Annotated in this window: 17 protein-coding genes; 14 read left to right on the top strand and 3 right to left on the bottom strand. The window is 68.3% G+C overall.

Features of this window, described 5'->3' with window-relative positions:
* Positions 1–121 precede the first annotated feature (121 nt).
* A complete protein-coding gene (locus ACWPXK_RS06330; RefSeq protein WP_454195029.1) occupies positions 122–1,318 on the bottom strand; it encodes an NAD(P)/FAD-dependent oxidoreductase in 1,197 nt (398 codons plus the stop codon).
* 221 nt (positions 1,319–1,539) lie between these two features.
* Here ACWPXK_RS06330 and ACWPXK_RS06325 point away from each other — a divergent pair, with 221 nt between their 5' ends.
* The 7 genes from ACWPXK_RS06325 to ACWPXK_RS06295 all read left to right on the top strand — a co-directional run bounded on the left by ACWPXK_RS06325 (position 1,540) and on the right by ACWPXK_RS06295 (position 7,275).
* Positions 1,540–1,896 (top strand): SPW repeat domain-containing protein, encoded by a 357-nt coding sequence (locus tag ACWPXK_RS06325; protein WP_454195028.1) that lies wholly within the window; start codon positions 1,540–1,542, stop codon positions 1,894–1,896.
* A 5-nt stretch (positions 1,897–1,901) separates the two neighbouring features.
* Positions 1,902–2,525: a TetR/AcrR family transcriptional regulator gene (locus tag ACWPXK_RS06320; RefSeq protein ID WP_454195027.1), complete on the top strand. Its 624-nt coding sequence runs from the start codon at positions 1,902–1,904 to the stop codon at positions 2,523–2,525.
* A 100-nt stretch (positions 2,526–2,625) separates the two neighbouring features.
* Positions 2,626–3,582 (top strand): type IV toxin-antitoxin system AbiEi family antitoxin domain-containing protein, encoded by a 957-nt coding sequence (locus tag ACWPXK_RS06315; protein WP_454195026.1) that lies wholly within the window; start codon positions 2,626–2,628, stop codon positions 3,580–3,582.
* 97 nt (positions 3,583–3,679) lie between these two features.
* Positions 3,680–4,942: an epoxide hydrolase family protein gene (locus tag ACWPXK_RS06310; protein WP_454195025.1), complete on the top strand. Its 1,263-nt coding sequence runs from the start codon at positions 3,680–3,682 to the stop codon at positions 4,940–4,942.
* Positions 4,943–5,063: 121 nt separating this feature from the next.
* Positions 5,064–6,074 (top strand): adenylate/guanylate cyclase domain-containing protein, encoded by a 1,011-nt coding sequence (locus tag ACWPXK_RS06305; protein ID WP_454195024.1) that lies wholly within the window; start codon positions 5,064–5,066, stop codon positions 6,072–6,074.
* 77 nt (positions 6,075–6,151) lie between these two features.
* On the top strand, positions 6,152–6,919 hold the full coding sequence (locus ACWPXK_RS06300) for an RluA family pseudouridine synthase (protein ID WP_454195023.1): 768 nt from the start codon (positions 6,152–6,154) through the stop codon (positions 6,917–6,919).
* A 140-nt stretch (positions 6,920–7,059) separates the two neighbouring features.
* Positions 7,060–7,275: a hypothetical protein gene (locus ACWPXK_RS06295; RefSeq protein ID WP_454195022.1), complete on the top strand. Its 216-nt coding sequence runs from the start codon at positions 7,060–7,062 to the stop codon at positions 7,273–7,275.
* A 21-nt stretch (positions 7,276–7,296) separates the two neighbouring features.
* On the opposite strand, the gene ACWPXK_RS06290 is transcribed toward ACWPXK_RS06295, so the two are convergent.
* A complete protein-coding gene (locus ACWPXK_RS06290; protein ID WP_454195021.1) occupies positions 7,297–7,908 on the bottom strand; it encodes a TIGR03086 family metal-binding protein in 612 nt (203 codons plus the stop codon).
* Positions 7,909–7,959: 51 nt separating this feature from the next.
* Between ACWPXK_RS06290 and ACWPXK_RS06285 the strand changes: the two genes are divergently transcribed.
* The 3 genes from ACWPXK_RS06285 (at position 7,960) to ACWPXK_RS06275 (ending at position 10,099) form a co-directional block, all read left to right on the top strand.
* Positions 7,960–8,421 carry a MarR family winged helix-turn-helix transcriptional regulator gene (locus tag ACWPXK_RS06285; protein WP_454195020.1) on the top strand — a complete coding sequence of 154 codons (462 nt, stop codon included), beginning with the start codon at positions 7,960–7,962 and terminating at the stop codon, positions 8,419–8,421.
* Between the two features lie 146 nt (positions 8,422–8,567).
* Positions 8,568–9,353, top strand: coding sequence for a metallophosphoesterase (locus ACWPXK_RS06280; protein WP_454195019.1), 786 nt, complete (start codon positions 8,568–8,570; stop codon positions 9,351–9,353).
* A gap of 68 nt (positions 9,354–9,421) precedes the next feature.
* Positions 9,422–10,099: a phosphodiesterase gene (locus tag ACWPXK_RS06275; protein ID WP_454195018.1), complete on the top strand. Its 678-nt coding sequence runs from the start codon at positions 9,422–9,424 to the stop codon at positions 10,097–10,099.
* On the opposite strand, the gene ACWPXK_RS06270 is transcribed toward ACWPXK_RS06275, so the two are convergent.
* Positions 10,096–11,157 carry an AraC family transcriptional regulator gene (locus tag ACWPXK_RS06270; RefSeq protein WP_454195017.1) on the bottom strand — a complete coding sequence of 354 codons (1,062 nt, stop codon included), beginning with the start codon at positions 11,155–11,157 and terminating at the stop codon, positions 10,096–10,098. The genes ACWPXK_RS06275 and ACWPXK_RS06270 overlap by 4 nt on opposite strands.
* A gap of 89 nt (positions 11,158–11,246) precedes the next feature.
* Here ACWPXK_RS06270 and ACWPXK_RS06265 point away from each other — a divergent pair, with 89 nt between their 5' ends.
* The 4 genes from ACWPXK_RS06265 to ACWPXK_RS06250 all read left to right on the top strand — a co-directional run bounded on the left by ACWPXK_RS06265 (position 11,247) and on the right by ACWPXK_RS06250 (position 16,810).
* Entirely contained in the window at positions 11,247–12,713 is a 1,467-nt protein-coding gene (locus tag ACWPXK_RS06265) for a flavin-containing monooxygenase (RefSeq protein ID WP_454195016.1), read from the top strand.
* A gap of 73 nt (positions 12,714–12,786) precedes the next feature.
* A complete protein-coding gene (locus ACWPXK_RS06260) occupies positions 12,787–14,910 on the top strand; it encodes an ATP-binding cassette domain-containing protein (protein WP_454195015.1) in 2,124 nt (707 codons plus the stop codon).
* Entirely contained in the window at positions 14,907–15,644 is a 738-nt protein-coding gene (locus ACWPXK_RS06255) for an energy-coupling factor transporter transmembrane component T family protein (RefSeq protein WP_454195014.1), read from the top strand. Before ACWPXK_RS06260 ends, ACWPXK_RS06255 begins: the two co-directional genes overlap by 4 nt.
* A 512-nt stretch (positions 15,645–16,156) precedes the next feature.
* Positions 16,157–16,810: an ammonium transporter gene (locus ACWPXK_RS06250; RefSeq protein ID WP_454195013.1), complete on the top strand. Its 654-nt coding sequence runs from the start codon at positions 16,157–16,159 to the stop codon at positions 16,808–16,810.
* Position 16,811: the final 1 nt, after the last annotated feature.

Genomic DNA, 16,811 nt, shown 5'->3' with positions numbered 1-16,811 from the left:
CAGGTCCTGCGTTGGGTCCGCTCGGGTTTTGGGCGTTCCCGGTGAGTTACCCATGTGCTCGCGAAATCAGGAATTGCGAGCCCGTACCGCCGCGCGACGATCGCGGCCTCGAGCGAGGGCCTCAGCTCGGGGTGAGCAGTTCCGTCATGGGGGCGCCCGCGGCGATCTTGGCGCGGGCCTTCATCACCTGGGCGGTCATGCCCGCGCCGACCACGCCGGTGAGAGTGCCCGCCTGGGAGTAGTAGGCGAGGAATTTCCGGCCGTCGTCGGAGACGATGTGCACGTCGTCGGTGGCGTTCGGGGTGCCGAGGGCCTGGATCTTGACGTCGTACTGGTCGCTCCAGAAGTACGGCACGCGGGCCGCGGTGGGCGGCGCGGCCCCGAGCAACGCGCAGGCGAGCAGTTTGGCCTGTTCGCCCGCGTTGGTCCAATGCTCGACCCGTTTGCGCGATCCGGTCTCGTGCAGCCAGGCCGCGACGTCCCCGACCGCCCAGACTCCCGTCACCGAGGTGCGTCCGACCTCGTCGGCGAGCACCCCGCCACCGGCTGCCGGCTCGGCGAGGGCGATCCCGGAGTCGCTCAACCATTCGGTCACCGGCCGCGAGCCGACTCCGATCGCGACGAGGTCGATCGCGATCTCCGAGCCATCGGACAGCCGCGCACCACGGACCCTGCCCGCGTCATCGCCGTGGAGGGTGTCCAGGCCGGTGCCGCAGCGCAGGTCGACCCCTTCCTCGCGGTGCATCCGCGCGATCAGTTCGCCCACCTGTGGGCCGAGCACCGAGGCCAGCGGCGTCGCCTGCGGTTCGACCAAGACGACCCCGGCGCCGTTCGCACGGAAGCTCGCCGCCAGTTCGCAGCCGATGAACCCCGCGCCGATCACCAGCGCCGTCGCGGCGTCAGCCAGGTCGGTGCGAAGGGCGACCGCGTCGGAGTGACCGCGCAGCACGTGCACGCCCCGTAGATCCGGCAGGCCGGGCAGGCGGCGCGGGCGCAGGCCGGTGGCGATGATCAGCTGGTCGTAGTCCAGCGTGCTGCCGTCGGCGAGGCGAACGCGCCTGGCATCGGTATCGACGCCGACCGCTTCGGTGCTCAGACGCACATCGATGCGATTCTCGGCGTAGAACTCGCTCGGCCGCAACGTGGTGTCGTCGGTTTCGCCGCGCACGAACTGCTTGGACAGCGGCGGGCGATCGTACGGCAGTCGCGCCTCATCCCCGACGAGTACCAGCTCACCGTCGTAGCCCGCGCGGCGCAGTTCCTCCGCGGTGCGCAGGCCGGCGAGGCCGGCTCCGACGATCACGATCGGCGCGGTCATGCGGCCATCCCTCCATTGGAACCCGGACCGCCGATTCGGTGGACCGGCGGTGACACGCAGCTAACCCTAACCTTTGCTTGGTCGTCCATTCTGTGAGGACTGTCACGTCCCACCCCTGCCACGCACAGCCGCGAAATCGTAGTCATCCAGATATTGATCGGCCGGTCAATCAGGACTATACCGAGAACTAGGACACAATCCACAGCCCGAGGAGGCACACAATGTTCACCGAGAGCCGCGCGCAAGATTTCCTGGCTGTCGTGCTCGGGGTCTTCACCGCTCTGTCACCCATCTGGGTGGACACGAACACCAACGCCATGTGGTCACTGATCGTGCTCGGCGCGCTCATCGCCCTCACCGGCCTCGCCCAAATGGCTCGTCCCGAGATGGCGGCGGCGGACTATGTGATGGGCCTGTGCGCCGTACTGCTGTTCATTTCCCCCTGGGTCATGGACTTCACCGAGTACCGGGCCGCATCCTGGACCGCATGGGTAGTCGGAGTAGTGACGGCGGTGGTCGCGGTGGCGGCACTGCCGACGGTGTCGGATCGTCTGCACGGCGTGGCTCCGCATCACTGATGCAGATGCCGAAATCCCGGCGCGCCGGACGTCGCCGTAGCGCGAAAGTCGATGGCGACGCCCGGCAGCTCATCCTCGATGCCGCGGAAAAGCTCTTCGCGGCACAGGGATTCGACGCGACCGCGACGGCGTCCATCGCCGCCGCGGCCGGCGTTCCCAAAGGGCTCGTCTTCTACTACTTCCCGACCAAGGATTCGATTCTCTCCGCGCTGATGTCCGAGCGAGTGCCCGCGCACCCGATCGACGACATCGGCACCGTGGTCGCGCCGGGTGATCCGGCGACGAGCCTGGTCAACCTCGATACCGCCCTCAACCTGCGCGACCATCACTCGTCGGTGCTGCGGGTGATCATGTGGCGAGAGGCCGACACCCATCCCGACGTGCGACGCCAGCTGCGCCGCCTGCGCGACCAAATGCTGGACGTCACCGCCAAGGTGCTCCAAGCGAGTGCGCCGGTCCCGGTCCGTCCCGGCACCCTGCGCGCATGCGCCGCGGCGTGGGTCTCGGCGATGTTCGCCCTCGCCAGCACCGACCGGCTGCACGCGCTCGACGGCGTGCCGCTACCCACCGCCGACGAAGTGCTCAACATCGCCCAAGTGGTCGCGGCAGGCATGACTCACATGGGCTGAGGTCCCGCCGAGAAGGCAGTGTTATCCACAGCGGGCATGTTATGCACATTCGGTAGTCGGCCGGGTGTTCCGCGCTCCCGGGTCCGCCACGATCGTCGGTATGGAAGCACCGCAACTGATCTCGCGTCGGCAAGCGCTGGCGTCCGGACTCTCCGACAAGCAACTGCGGCGGCTGTGCCACACCGGCCAGTGGCATCGCCTGCGGGCCGGGCGCTATCTGAATTCGCCGGACTCCGGTCTCAGCACGACGGATCGCCATCTGCTGCTCACTTTCGCGACCGCGGAGACCACGTCCGATTCCGCGATCACCAGCCACTGCTCCGCAGCGGTGCTGCACGGGATGTCGACCTGGGATATCTCGCTCGACCGCGTGCACCTGACCAGGAACCGGATCAACGGCGGCCGCCTGAGCAAGCGGATCGTCGTCCATTCCGCGCAGGTCGAACCCGACGAGATCACCTTCGTCGAGGACATCCGAGTGACCACTCCGGCGCGTACCGTCATCGATATCGCCCGATCGGAAGGCTTCGAGCAATCCGTCGCCCTCGGCGATTCCGCGCTGCGCCGCGGTCTGACGACCACCGCCGAACTGGGGGAACACCTGCGGCGGGCCCGGCACCGGCCGGGCCGCCGCAGAGCTGCCCGCGTGCTCGACTTCCTGGATGGCCGCAGCGAAAGCGTCGGCGAATCCCGCAGCAGAATCCTGCTGCACCACTGCGGTTTCCCCGAGCCCGAGGTACAAGCACGCGTCTTCTCCGATAGCGAAGTCTGCGTCGGCCGCGTCGGCTTCCTGTTCCCCGACCTCGGCCTGATCGGCGAGTTCGACGGAAAAGCCGAGTATTCCCACGCCTTACGCGGTCCCCGCTTCCCCGGACAGATAGTCGACGCGAAGAAGACGCGCGACGACGAACTCCTCGCTCTCGGCTGGATGGTGGTCCGCTGGACCTGGAACGATCTGGCAGCCCCGTCGGATCTGCTGCACCGCCTCCGCACGGCCGCGCGAGCAGCGGCTCGAGGCCACCGATCCGGCTATTGGACCCCCACCCCCAAGCCGTGATCAGTTTTGCCGCTGAGCGTGGGCAACCGCCTTCGCTGGGAGTCAACCGGCCGGTGTACCGACTCGACCCGGCGAGCACACGGAGCATACTGGCCCGATGAGCCATGAGACCGCTTCCTCGCGTGAAGTCCGAACGCATCGGTTTCCGCTGGAGCCCAAGCCCATTCACGTGTCCGACGAGGTGCTCGCCGATCTGCGGCACCGGCTCGAATCGACCCGCTGGCCGCTCGACGCCGGCAACGAGGACTGGTCCTACGGTGTGTCTCGGGACTATTTGCAACAGCTGGTCGAACACTGGCGCACCGGTTACGACTGGCGTGCGGCAGAGGCCGCGATCAACGCCTATGAGCACTACTTCGTCGAGATCGAGGGTGTCCCGGTGCATTTCATGCGCAAGCCGGGCGTGGGACCACACCCGACACCGCTGATCCTCACCCACGGCTGGCCCTGGACCTTCTGGCACTGGGCCAAGGTTGTCGACCCCCTCGCCGACCCTGGGGCGTTCGGCGGCGATCCTGCCGAAGCGTTCGACGTGATCGTTCCCTCGTTCCCCGGTTTCGGTTTCTCCGCGCCGCTGCCCAACCCGGACATGAACTTCTGGAAGGTCGCGGACCTCTGGCATGTCCTCATGACCCAGACGCTCGGCCATGCGAAGTACGCCGCGGCGGGCTGTGACGTGGGCGCGCTGGTCACCGGCCAGCTCGGGCACAAGTACGCCGACGAGCTGTACGGCATCCATATCGGGTCGGGTCAGAAGCTGACGCTGTTCGATGGCGATCGAGGCTGGGACATCAGCGGCGGCAGGCCGATTCCGGATGGGCTACCCACCGACGTCCGGGCCCGGATCATCGAACTGGAACGCCGTTTCGCCGTCCATCTCGCCGCGCACGTACTCGAACCGAGCACCCTCTCCTACGGATTGTCCGACTCGCCCGCCGGCATGCTCGCCTGGATCCTGCAGCGCTGGGCGAGCTGGAGCGACAACGGCGGCGACATCGAGTCCGTTTTCCCCAAGGACGACCTGCTCACCCACGCGATGATCTTCTGGGTCACCAATTCCATCGGTACGTCGATCCGCACCTACGCCAACAACAACCGCTACCCGTGGACGCCGTCGCACCACCGGACACCAGCCATCGAGGCGCCCACCGGCATCACCTTCGTCGGCTACGAGAACCCACCCGGCGTCACCACCGCACAGCGGGTCCAGCACTTCCTCGCGGGCGACCGCGCCGATTGGTACAACCACGTCAACCTCACCGCGCACGATCGCGGCGGGCACTTCATCCCCTGGGAAATCCCCGACCTGTGGATCGATGACCTCCGCCGGACCTTCCGCGGCCGCACACCCATCCGCTGACAACCGGCAAGACCGAGCCCTGGCAGATGTGGCATGGCGAGGACGCAAGGTCGGGCCGCTGAATATGTGAACTCCCCCAAGGTCGGCCGTCCGGAGCCGCGGTGCCCGTAAGGTACGGATCATGGTGCCCACCGAGATGTCCGACTTGGTGCAATCGGTCGTCGAGTCCTATCTGCTCGACGGAGCGCGCCGGTACAACCGCACCGAAGTCGCCGAGCAGTCCGGGACGACGACGGCGCTGACCCGGCGGTTGTGGATGGCGCTCGGCTTCCCGTCGAGCATGGGCGACGAAGAGGTCGACTACGCCGACGCCGACATCGCGGCGGTCCGCGACTTCCAGCAGCTGAACGTCTTGTCGTCCGCGGACAAACGGCAGCAGGCCGCGACCGCGCGCACGCTCGGTCAGGGCATGGCGCGCCTGGCGGAATGGCAGATCGACCTGGTGCTCGCGGAGATCGAAGAGCGCATCGCCGAGGCGGGCCCCGGCGCCGACCCGGCCGAGACGGTGCGCACCGCCACCGAGGGCGCGATCGCCACGCTGGAGCGATTGAACACGTATGCGTGGCGACGGCATCTGGCCGCGGCGCTGTCACGCTCACTGGACCCGGAGACGACCGCGGGCGAATCGGTCCGCGAACTGGCCGTCGGTTTCGCCGACATGGTCGGCTACACCCGGCTGACCAGGCACCTGCACCCCGACGAGCTGTCCATGCTTCTGGAGGCATTCGAGTCCACCACCACGGCCGCCATCACCGAGAACGGCGGCTGGGTGATCAAGAACGTCGGCGACGAAGTCATGTTCGCCACCGAGAACGCCGCCGACGCCGCCAGCATCGCCTTGGCCATCCAGGAGTCGACCATGATGGTCGGCGGCACCCCGGAACTGCGCGTAGCCGTCGCGTACGGCCCCGTGCTGCAACGCTTCGGCGACCTGTACGGCTCGGTGGTGAATATCGCGTCCCGGCTGACCGGCGTCGCGCGTCCCGGCACCATTCTGATCGACGACCGGGCCGCCACCGCTCTGGACGGCGACCCGGAATTCAATATCAAGCACCTGCGCAGCGTGCGCGTGCGCGGCTTCAACCGACTGCGTCCGCACTTGCTGCGCCGCAACGGCAGGAACGACAGGTAAGCGGCTGCCTCGCCTTCGGTCGGACCGGCTCAGGGCCGATGGCGGAGTCCGCCCGCCTGCGCCCCTATGCTCTTCCGGTGGAAACGGACTGGTCACAGCTGCGCACGCGTTCCCTGGTCGAGGAGGACGACGCGATTCTGGCGTTGCACAAACCAGCCGGGATCTCGGTGACCGGTGAACGGCACGACACCGACATCGTCGAACTCGCCGCCGCTGCGGGCGAGACGCTGTATCCGGTGCACCGGATCGACAAGGTGACCTCCGGCCTGATCCTGTTCGCGAAGGAACTCGGCGCCCACGGCGAGCTGACCAGGCAGTTCAACAAGCAGACCGCCGACAAGGCGTACCTGGCGGTGGTCGCGGCGACCGGACTGCCCGACACCGGCGTGATCGACCTGCCGCTCAGCGTGGGACGCAAGAACCGGGTGCGGATCGCCGCGCCGCGGGAACGCATCCAGCACGCTGCGGGCCGGTGGTTCGTCGACGACGCCGATCTGCTTCCCGCGAAGCACTATCCGTCGCTCACCCACTTCGCGACGGTGCTGCGCGGCCCGGCGCACACCGTGCTCGCCCTGCGCCCGATCACCGGCCGACGCCATCAGATCCGGATCCACCTGGCCTGGACCGGACATCCGATCGTCGGCGACCCCTTGTTCGATCGGTCCGGCACGCACCAGCGAACCTATCTGCACTCCTGGCGTCTCGGCCTCACGGCCTCCTGGCGGACGCCACCGGAACTGACGCTCGCCGCCGACCCCGACGCAGACTTCTGGCGACCGATGGAGGGACCCGCCGACGCGGCGATCCTCGACCGAGCAGCCGAGCTGCTGCACACAATCCACTAGCTATTGCGGCTCACCCATCGATCGCCGCCTGGACGCTCGGCAATCAAGGATGGCGGCGCCCGCCGACGTGCTCATGCGTCGCAGGCTGGCCTTTACGACGAGGCGAGACGCTGAGCGCTGTCGCTCCCCATGTCGAGCAGGTGACACTCGATAGTCTGTCCGACCCCGACCACATCACCGCACTGGCCCGCGTGCACGGCCGGCTCGGCGACCCATGCGACATGGCCACCGCGCACGCGGCGGCCGTGGCGGAACATCCCGACTGGCCGGTGCTGACCCTCGACACCACTCAGTGGCAGCCCGGCGTCGAAAAGCTGCCATGGAAGGTCCCTCTGGCCGAAATGCGGGAGCCCTGACCTGCCCCGCGTTGGGCCGGTTCAGGCTGCGGCGTCCGGCCAGTTCGGTGCGCGACCGAGGACGAGCAGCGTTCGATCCAATACCGAAGTTCCTTCCGGAACAACCAATCCCGGCGCGAAGGCGGTGCCGGGCGCCGAGCGTTCCGGGCCGTCGGGGACCGCGAGGGCAACTCGCAGCGCCTCCTCGGCCACGTCGGCATCGAGAGTGATGGTGTCGCCGATCGATCGTGCGACGTCCCAGGCGTGGACGACGCTGTCCACCAGGTGGAAGCCGATCGCGCGTGCCGCCGGAAAACCGTAGCCGGGCAGGATTTCCGGGAGCTGAAGCGTGCGCCGGAAGACGTCGTCGGCAGCGAACGCGGCGAGCACGTCGTCGGCCGAGGCGCGATAGTCCGCGACCGGATCGGCGGAACGGCGGACGGTCCAGATCGCGGGATCGTCGCCGCCCCGAGCGGCGGCGGCGAATCCGTGGTTCTGCGCGATCATGTGTTCCAGCAGGTCCTGGAGATGCCAGCCCGCACAGGGTGTTTCGTTGCCGAGCTGCTCGGGGCGCACGCGGGCGACGGCAGCCACGCTCACGCCGACGGCACGGGCGTGCCGGTCGCGGAGTTCCTCCGCATCAACTATACTCATATATAGATCGTAAGCAGATGCATACGATCTGCCAAGCAGTATCGTCGACCCATGCCGAACGCCCGTCCCGATCTCGCCGCGATGATCGTGCCGCTCGGGCGGGCGCTCATGGCCGCGGAGTTGCCCGTCCTGGACCGGCACGAGCTGTCGATGTGGGGCTATGCCGTCCTGCTCGGCCTCGACGCCGAGCCCGTCTACACCCAGGCCGCACTGGCCAAAGCGATCGGCGCGGACAAGACCCGCATCATCGGCGTGCTCGACGAGTTGCAGCGGCGCGGTCTCATCACGCGCGAACCGGACCCGGCGGACCGGCGAGTGAACCTGGTATCGCTCACCGAGGCGGGCCGGGCACTCCGCGATCGCGCCCAGCGCGATATCCAGGCCCGAGAAGACCGATTGCTCGAGCGACTGCCCGCCGCGGACCGGCGCGTGTTCCTGCGCGCCCTGCGCACTTTGTCCGACGCGGTAGCCGAGCAGTCCCGAGACGGAGACGAAACGAAGCCCGCAGTGTGACCGCAGACACAAATCGAGGAGCACTCAACAGCGGGTGGCGAGCGTCATGACGACGGGTAATACGCAGGTCAACTAGCCTGAGGAAGTGCCGAGGCCACGACCCGGGCACACTCTGACGCAACGCAGCGAACCCCTAGCGAAAGCGAATGGCGATGATCCTGGTGGCTCAGGTCAGCGACACACATTTCGATCTCGGCACCCGGAACGCCGACCGTGTGCAGCGGGTGCTGGCTTTCCTCGCCGGCCTGCGCCGCAGGCCCGATGCCATCCTGGTGACCGGCGACATCACCGATTCCGGAAAACCCGAGCAATACGCCGAGGCCAAGCTGGCGTTCGAGACCGAGATCCCGCTGTACGCCATCCCGGGCAACCACGACGACCGGGCGGGCTTCCGCACCGCGCTGCTCGGCGAGCCAACCTCCGGCGCCCCGATCAACCGCGTCCACCGGATCGGTGATCTCACCATCGCCCTGCTCGATTCGAGCATCCCGGGCGAGGCGGGTGGACGACTCTCCGAGGAGACCTACGGCTGGTTGCGCGGCGTACTCGCGGCGGCGCCCGCGGGCAAGCCGATCCTGCTCGCGCTGCACCACCCGCCCGCGCGTCTGCACAGCCCGATCGTCGACGAGATCTCGCTCGCCGATCCGCAGCGGCTCGCCGACTTGGTCGCCGCCGACGAGCGGATCGTCGCCGTGCTCACCGGGCACGCGCACTCCTCCGCGACAACCACGTTCGCCGGGCGACCGCTACTGGTGGCGCCGAGCACCGCGTCGGTGCTGGCCGGCGAATGGGAACTCGACCTGCCCGACCACGTCATGGACTACGCGCCGGACCCGGCGGTCGGGCTGCACGTCATCGATGACGATTACCGCCTGACCACGCATTTCCGTACGGTTCCGATGGGCGGCCGGATCGGCGTGCAACCGGGCTGAGTGCGGTTTACCCGGCTCGTGCCGGGGCAATCGGGAGACACAACGGACGTCTACCCGGAGGCACCGCCATGGTCGACCTACCAGCCGCAATGGTGAAAGGCGCGTTCGCGACCGGAGCACGTATCCGGCACGCTCGGGTGTTCCATCCCAACGGCCTGCACCTGTCCGGCCGATTGCATGCGGAGGCCGAGTTCGAGCCGCTCTTCGGGGCCGGCGAGCGTGCGGTGATCGCGCGGTTGTCCAAGGGGGCGGGAATGCCGGGCGGCCTCCCCGATGTGCTCGGATTCGCGTTCCGGGTGCTCGATCGCGATGACGAGCCGTGGGATTTCGCGTTGGCCACCACCGGCCGCGGACTGCTGGGCCGACTGGTGTTCACCCCCGCCCGCGGCTGGGCCAGCGCCCGCTACGGCTGTCTGATGCCCTACCGGATCAGTAATTCCGCACCGACCTGGTTCTTCGCCGAGCCGGACGGCGCTCAGCCCGCGTCGGCGTCGCTCGAGGCGATGAACGCCCATCTCGACGAGGACCTGGTGAGCTTCACCCTCACCGCGAGTCGTCTCAGCGGGCCACAATTGCGACTGGCCGAAATCACGCTGCGGCATGCCGAATCGGCCGAACACCGGACGGACTATTTCGATCCGATGCTCAATCACCCGTCCGAGGTGGAACTGTTCCCCAAAGCGGTCGGCAAGATCCGCGAACTGGCCTACACCGGCAGCCGGAGCGGCCGCGGCGAAGCGAGCTAACGTCGCGCGGCGCGTTCGCGGCGATAGGCCGCGGGGGTGTTACCGGTCCACCGCTTGAACGCGAAGATGAATGTCGAGGCTTCGGCGTAGCCGAGCCGGATCGCGACGTCGCTCACCGATAACGGTGTGGCCGTGAGCATTTCCTCGGCCAAGGCACGGCGGACTTCGTCCAGCAGGGCGCGATAGCTGGTGCCAGCGGCGTCGAGGTGGCGGCGCAGCGTGCGCGTGCTCATGTTCAGGTCGCTTGCCACCGCGTCGATGCCGGGCGGCGCGGCGAATCCGTCCACGCCACCGCGCGGCACCAAGCGCTCCCGCACCTCGGCCGCGATACCGGTGCGGGCCCTGCGCCGGTGCACCAGCTCACGGCACTGCGCCAGGCACATCGCCCAGGTGTGCTCGTTGGCTTGGGGCAGCGGCTGTTCCAGCAGTACCGGTTCGATGGCGAACAGGTTGTCCGGCATGCCGAATCGCGGCGGCACCACCGTGACCTCCGCGATCCGGTCCGCGTAATCCGGCGCGGGAAAACGGAATTCGGCCCTGGTCAGGGGAAGCCGGGTGCCAAGCAGGTCGCTCATCACCTGATGCATCGCGGTCACGTCGCGTTCGACGAGGAACTGGCGCACGTCCGCGGGCACCGACTCGTCGTGCACCACGGCGACGAACTCGTCCTCGCGAAACTGTGCCACCGGTAAGCAGAAGGTGAAGCTGAGATCCAGATAGCGCAGCGCGAAGTCGATCGCCTCACCGAGCGTCGGGCTGCTGACGCAGGCGAAGCCGAAAATGCCGAACGTCGTGATCCGATAGCGGCGGCCCACCTCGACGCCGAGGGCGGGCCGGTCGGCGAGCGCGCGGACCAGATTGCGGATCACCGCCAATTCGGTATGCGCGTCGATCTGCGCGTCCGGATCCCGGAGTTGCGGTTCGGTCAGCCCCGTGCCGTGCAGCATGCGTGCGGCGGCCACGCCGTGCTCGGCCGCGTAGCCGACCATCAGCGCCACGCTGGCCACGCCGCGCGGAAAGTTCCAATCGCGGATTTCCGGATCTTGCACCCGTTCCACGCGGACAGTATGGCCGAATTTCTCGATACGGCGGACCGGGGGCTCCTACAGTGGAGTCATCTACGGTCGGAGTGAGGAGTGTGGTGCCCGTGACAGCGCGCGATCGGCCATCGATCCTCATCATCGGCGCGGGCTTCGGCGGCATCGGGATGGCGATCGAGTTGCGCCGCAACGGTTTCGACGACATCACCCTCGTCGAGCGCGCGAGCGACCTCGGCGGCGTGTGGTGGGAGAACACCTACCCCGGCGCCGCCTGCGACGTGCCGTCACCGCTGTACTCGTACTCGTTCGAACCGAAGCCGGACTGGCCGCAGCGGTACTCGGGGCGCGCCGCCATCCACGATTACCTGCGCGGCGTCGCCGAGCGGCACGGCGTGCTCGACGCGATCCGGTTCGATACCACCGTGACCGACGCGGAATTCGACGACGCCACCGGCCACTGGACGGTCCGCACCGCCGACGGGGAGACCCGGATCGTGGACGTGCTGATCTCGGCGGTCGGCCAGCTGTCCCGCCCGGCCATGCCAGCCATCCCGGGCCTGGACAGCTTCGCGGGCCCGTCGTTCCATTCGGCCGAATGGGACCACGACGTCGATCTCACCGGCAAACGCGTCGCCTGCGTCGGCACCGGGGCCAGCGCCATTCAGTTCATCCCGGAAATTCAGCCCGAAGTCGCGCACCTGACGCTGTTCCAGCGCACCCCCGCCTGGGTGATCCCGAAATTCGACACCGACTACTCGCCGATCCAGCACCGCCTGTTCGCCCGGGTGCCGGGGGCGCTGCTGATCGAACGGTTCGGCTGGTGGTCGATCGCCGAATTCTTCTCGCTGGGGCTGGTCGAGCTACCCGCGATCACGCGGATCGTGGCCCGCATCGCCGCCTGGCACCTGGCCAAGCAGGTCGATGACCCGCATCTGCGGGACAAGCTCACCCCGGACTACCCGATCGGTTGCAAGCGCGTCCTGTTCTCCAACGACTACTATCCGGCGCTGACCCGGCCGAACGTGCGGGTGGAGACCACCCCGATCACCGAGATCGTCCGCGAGGGCCTGCGCACCGCGGACGGGGTGGTGCACGAGGTGGACGTGATCATCTACGGCACCGGCTTCAAGGGCACCGAATTCCTCTGGCCGATGAATATCCACGGTCGCGCGGGCCGCAAGCTGTCGGACGCCTGGGCCGACGGCGCGCACGCTTACTGCGGCATCGCGGTGCCGGATTTTCCGAACTTGTTCCTGGTCTACGGGCCGAACACCAATCTCGGCGTCGGCTCCATCATCTACATGATCGAGTCGCAGACCCGCTACATCCGTCAGGCCGTCCAGTTGCTCGCCGACCACCCCGGCCACTGCCTGGACGTGCGCGCGGATGTGGAGCAGCGCTACAACACCGCCCTCCAGCAACGGCTGGCCCGCACGCCATGGAACTTCTGCTCCAGCTGGTACCGCAACTCCGCGGGCCGCATCACCAACAACTGGCCCGGCTCGCAGACCAGCTACCGCCGCCGCACCCGCCACCTCGACCCCGCGCACTACACCCTCACACCGGTCTCCTGATCGACCGAGCACCGCTGAACTGCGCGAATTCGCTGAAACCCGACGTTGCTCGCAAGGCTGGCAGACTTGTGCTGTGAGTGGACTGGCCCATGCGGGCGAACCGGCTGAGCGGGGACCGCTGCGCCCGATCGAGTTGGCCACCGGCGCCGTGCTCGGCGGGGCCACCGTCGGGTTGGTCACCATCGGATCGGTGATTCCGTTCGCGGCCGCTCTGCAGCTGGTCGCCGCCGTACCCATGGGGCTGATCGCGCACCGCTACCGGCTGCGCACGTTGGTTACCGCGACCATCGCCGCCACGCTGGTCACCTTCGTCGCGGCCGGCATGGTGCCCGCGACCGGGTTGGTCGCCTCGGCGACGACGGGCGGCATCATCGGCATCGTCAAGCGGCGCGGCGGCGGTGTCGTGGCGGTGTCCGGCCTCGCACTGCTGACCGGCCTGGCCTGGGCGGCCTTCGCCGTCGGATCGCTGCTGCTGCTCTCGGCGGCGCGCAACCTGCTGTTCGACAACATCCGCAACGCCGCACGCGGTATCCAGGAACTCGCCGCACGCCAGGCGCAGCTGGAACCGCTCGGGCAGGCCGCGGCCGACCTGGCCGACTCCGTACTGCGCTGGTGGTGGGCGTGGGTCGGTGGCAGCGTCGCACTGGGCATGGTCGCCACCGGGCTGTTCTCCTGGTACGTGCTCGGCTCGGTGCTGGACCGGCTCGCCTGGCTGCCCGGACGGGACCGGCTCGACGCGCCGCACGACGACCGGCCCATCGCACCGCTACCGGTCACGCTGCGCGGCGCCGGATTCCGCTATCCCGGCGCGGCGCACGACGCACTGCGCGACATCGACCTGACCGTCGGTGTCGGCGAATTCGTCGCGGTGGTGGGGCACAACGGATCGGGCAAGTCGACGTTGACGCGGTTGCTCGCCGGCCTGCCGCCCACCTCGGGATCGGTGCTGCGTCCCGGGTCGGCCGGGCTCGGGCGCCTGGGTGGAACGGCGCTGGTGATGCAGCGGCCGGAGAGCCAGACCTTGGGCGTGCTCGTCGCCGATGACGTGGTCTGGGGTTTGCCGCCCGAACTCGCCGCCGACGTGGATGTGGAGGGATTGCTCGGCGAAGTCGGGCTCGCCGGGATGGGCGGCAAGGAGACCGCCACGCTGTCCGGCGGGCAGCAGCAGCGCTTGGCCGTCGCCGCGGCGCTGGCCCGCCGCCCCGCGCTGCTGATCGCCGACGAGGCGACCTCGATGATCGATCCGGACGGGCGCCGCGAACTCGTGGAACTGCTCGCTGCGCTGCCGAAGCGACACCCGATGGCCGTGGTGCTGGTCACCCATCACGAAGCCGACGCCGCCGCGGCCGACCGCGTCGTCCACTTGGCCGCAGGCCGCTCCGTGGCGCACCTGCCCGCGTGGCCGCGCCCGGTGCGCGACGCGCGGCGCAGGCCGATCGGCGAGCCGATCCTCGAGCTGCGCGACGTCGGGCACACCTACAACCGCGCGACCCCCTGGGAAGCGGCTGCCCTGCATGGCGTCGATCTGTCGGTCCGGCGCGGCGAAGCGCTGCTGGTGGTCGGCGGCAACGGATCGGGCAAATCCACTCTCGCCTGGATCATGGCCGGGCTGATCGAGCCGAGTTCCGGTCGTTGTGAACTGCGCGGCAAGCCGATCACCAAGCAGATCGGGCGGGTGGAGCTGGCATTCCAATACTCCCGCCTGCAGTTGCAGAAACAGACCGTCGGCGCGGAGATCGCGGACTGGGGCGGTCGGGCGACCGGCTCGGGCGCGGTCGGGCGGGCGCTGGACGCGGTAGGGCTGGACCGCTCGCTGGCCGCCCGCTCCATCGAGGAGCTCAGCGGCGGCCAGGCCAAACGGGTGGTGCTGGCGGCGATCGTGGCCAGTCATCCGCAGGTGGTCGTGCTCGACGAGCCGCTCGCCGGGCTCGACCCGGAGGGCCGGGCGGATATCGTGGAACTGCTTGCGCAGCTGCGTGATTCCGGGCTGACGCTGATCGTCATCTCGCACGACGTGGCCGACATGGCAGCGGTGTGCGACCGCACGGTGCAACTGCGGTCCGGACGCATTCTGGCGGCCGAGTCCGCGAGGGAAGCCATCCCGAGCAACGCCGGCGCGTCCGCCGACTCCCGGCCCGCCGCGCTGCGTCCGCCCGGCGACGCGGCGTGGCGACTGGAGCACGGAGGTTCCCGATGAGTGCGGTGCTGTTGCGCCGAGTTCCCGTCGACAGTCCGGTGCACCGGCTGTGGGCGGGTACCAAGATGATCGGGGTTTTCCTGATCAGTCTGTTGCTGATGTTCCTGCCGTCCTGGCCGGTGCTCGGCGTGATGATCGTCTTCCTGGTCTTCGTCGGCGTGGCCGCCCGGTTGCCGCTCGGCACGTTGCCGCGTCTGTCGTGGTGGTTCTGGGCGCTGCTCGCGGTCGGAGCACTGATCAACGTGCCGGTCGGCGGCACGGCGGTGCTGCGCTACGCGCAGGTTGTCACGTTCGGTTTGATCGTGGTCTCCGCCTCGTTCCTCATCGCGTGGACCACGCCGATGGGCGAGATCGCACCCGCGCTGGCCAAATTGGGCGCGCCGTTGCGCAAACTCCGGGTCCCCGTGGACGAATGGGCCGTCGTCGTCGCACTGACCCTCCGCGGTCTTCCCCTGCTCATCGAGGAAATCCGGGTCCTGCGCGCGGCCCGCCGTCTCCGTCCCAAAGACAGCCTGCTGTATCGCGCCGCCGACAACCCCCTCATCGATATCCTCACCGCGTCGATGGCGGTCTCCACCCGCCGCGCCGGTGAACTCGGCGAGGCGATCACCGCCCGTGGCGGAACCGGTGAACTCACCGCCCATCCGGGCTCTCCCGGCCGTCGCGACGCCTTCGCGCTAGCCGTGGTCGTCGCGGCCTGCCTCGGCGCCGTTGCCCTGCACCTGCTGGTCTGAGTACCGGAAATGCCGGGCATGCCGTCACCCCGGGCCGACTGAAAGGCAGGCTCCCCCGGCCGCTAAAAGGGAAAGCGTTCGGTTTCACGATGCCTCGAGTGAGTTTCCAGCCGCACCTGTGGCGAGCGGGGTCCATACCAGATGCTGGCTGATTGCTATCCATCTCGGTTTCTGACGAAATTCATGGCGCCGGTATGCGCCGAACCGAGGTGGGCAGGTCGATGGCACGCTGGACGCGAGACAACGCCGCGATGCCAGGATGGCGCTGACCGGTTCTGCGAGAACCTCAACCACCGAATAGCCATGAGCTATAACTGGATCGAGCGCGGAAAAAGATGAAAGATTACCCTCTCAATTCGTGATCTAAACTCTTCCGCTCGCAGTACAGTTATCACTCGGAAGTAGCTGTCTTCTGGATCACATCACGGATGTACGCGCCAGTGGGGGAAGGAATTTCAGCGCGTTCCGCGTTCTCTTTGCTACAAACCTGATGAAGATTGGAAACCAGGGAAATGATTCTCCGGAAAGTCACCGCCGCGGTTGTGCCACTCGTCGCGGCGCTAACGGTCGGTGCGGGCGCCGCGCATGCGGAACCGGCCACGGCGCCGGTCCCGAATATCGGGTACGAGGCGCGGCTGATCGGGAACCGGATCGTCACGACGCTCACCGCGGGCACGTTCGACGTGCGCGGCGACGCCGTCGACATCAAGGACGAATCCGGAAATGTCGCGCTCACACTGCCACTGGCCTTCCGCCAGGACGGGCTCGAGTACCCCATGCCGCACGCCGTGCGTGACGCGGGCCGAGTACTCGAGTTGGCCGTCGTCAAGGACGCGGCGCAGGCGCGTCCGGCCGCCACGGCGGTCGCGTCGCCATATGAGAACCAGCAGGCGATGAACGCGTTTCTTTCGCAGTTCGGCATCGCCACCGCTGTCGGCGGTTTCATCGGCACGGTGATCGGCGCGCTGGTCGGGCTCACCGGAATCATCGGCGGTCCCACCGTGATCGCGAGTGTCGTCGCGGGTGCCGGCATCGGCGCCATCATCGGCACCATCGTCGCCGGTGGACCGACCCTGATCGTCGCAGGCATCGACCTGCTCAGCACGCTCAACGCCGCACCGGGGACCACCAAGTGGATGGACACCACCGGCCGTCCACAGAACTGAC

The organism is Nocardia sp. Marseille-Q1738, assembly GCF_965283145.1.
This window is presented reverse-complemented; position numbering and strand designations above follow the sequence as displayed.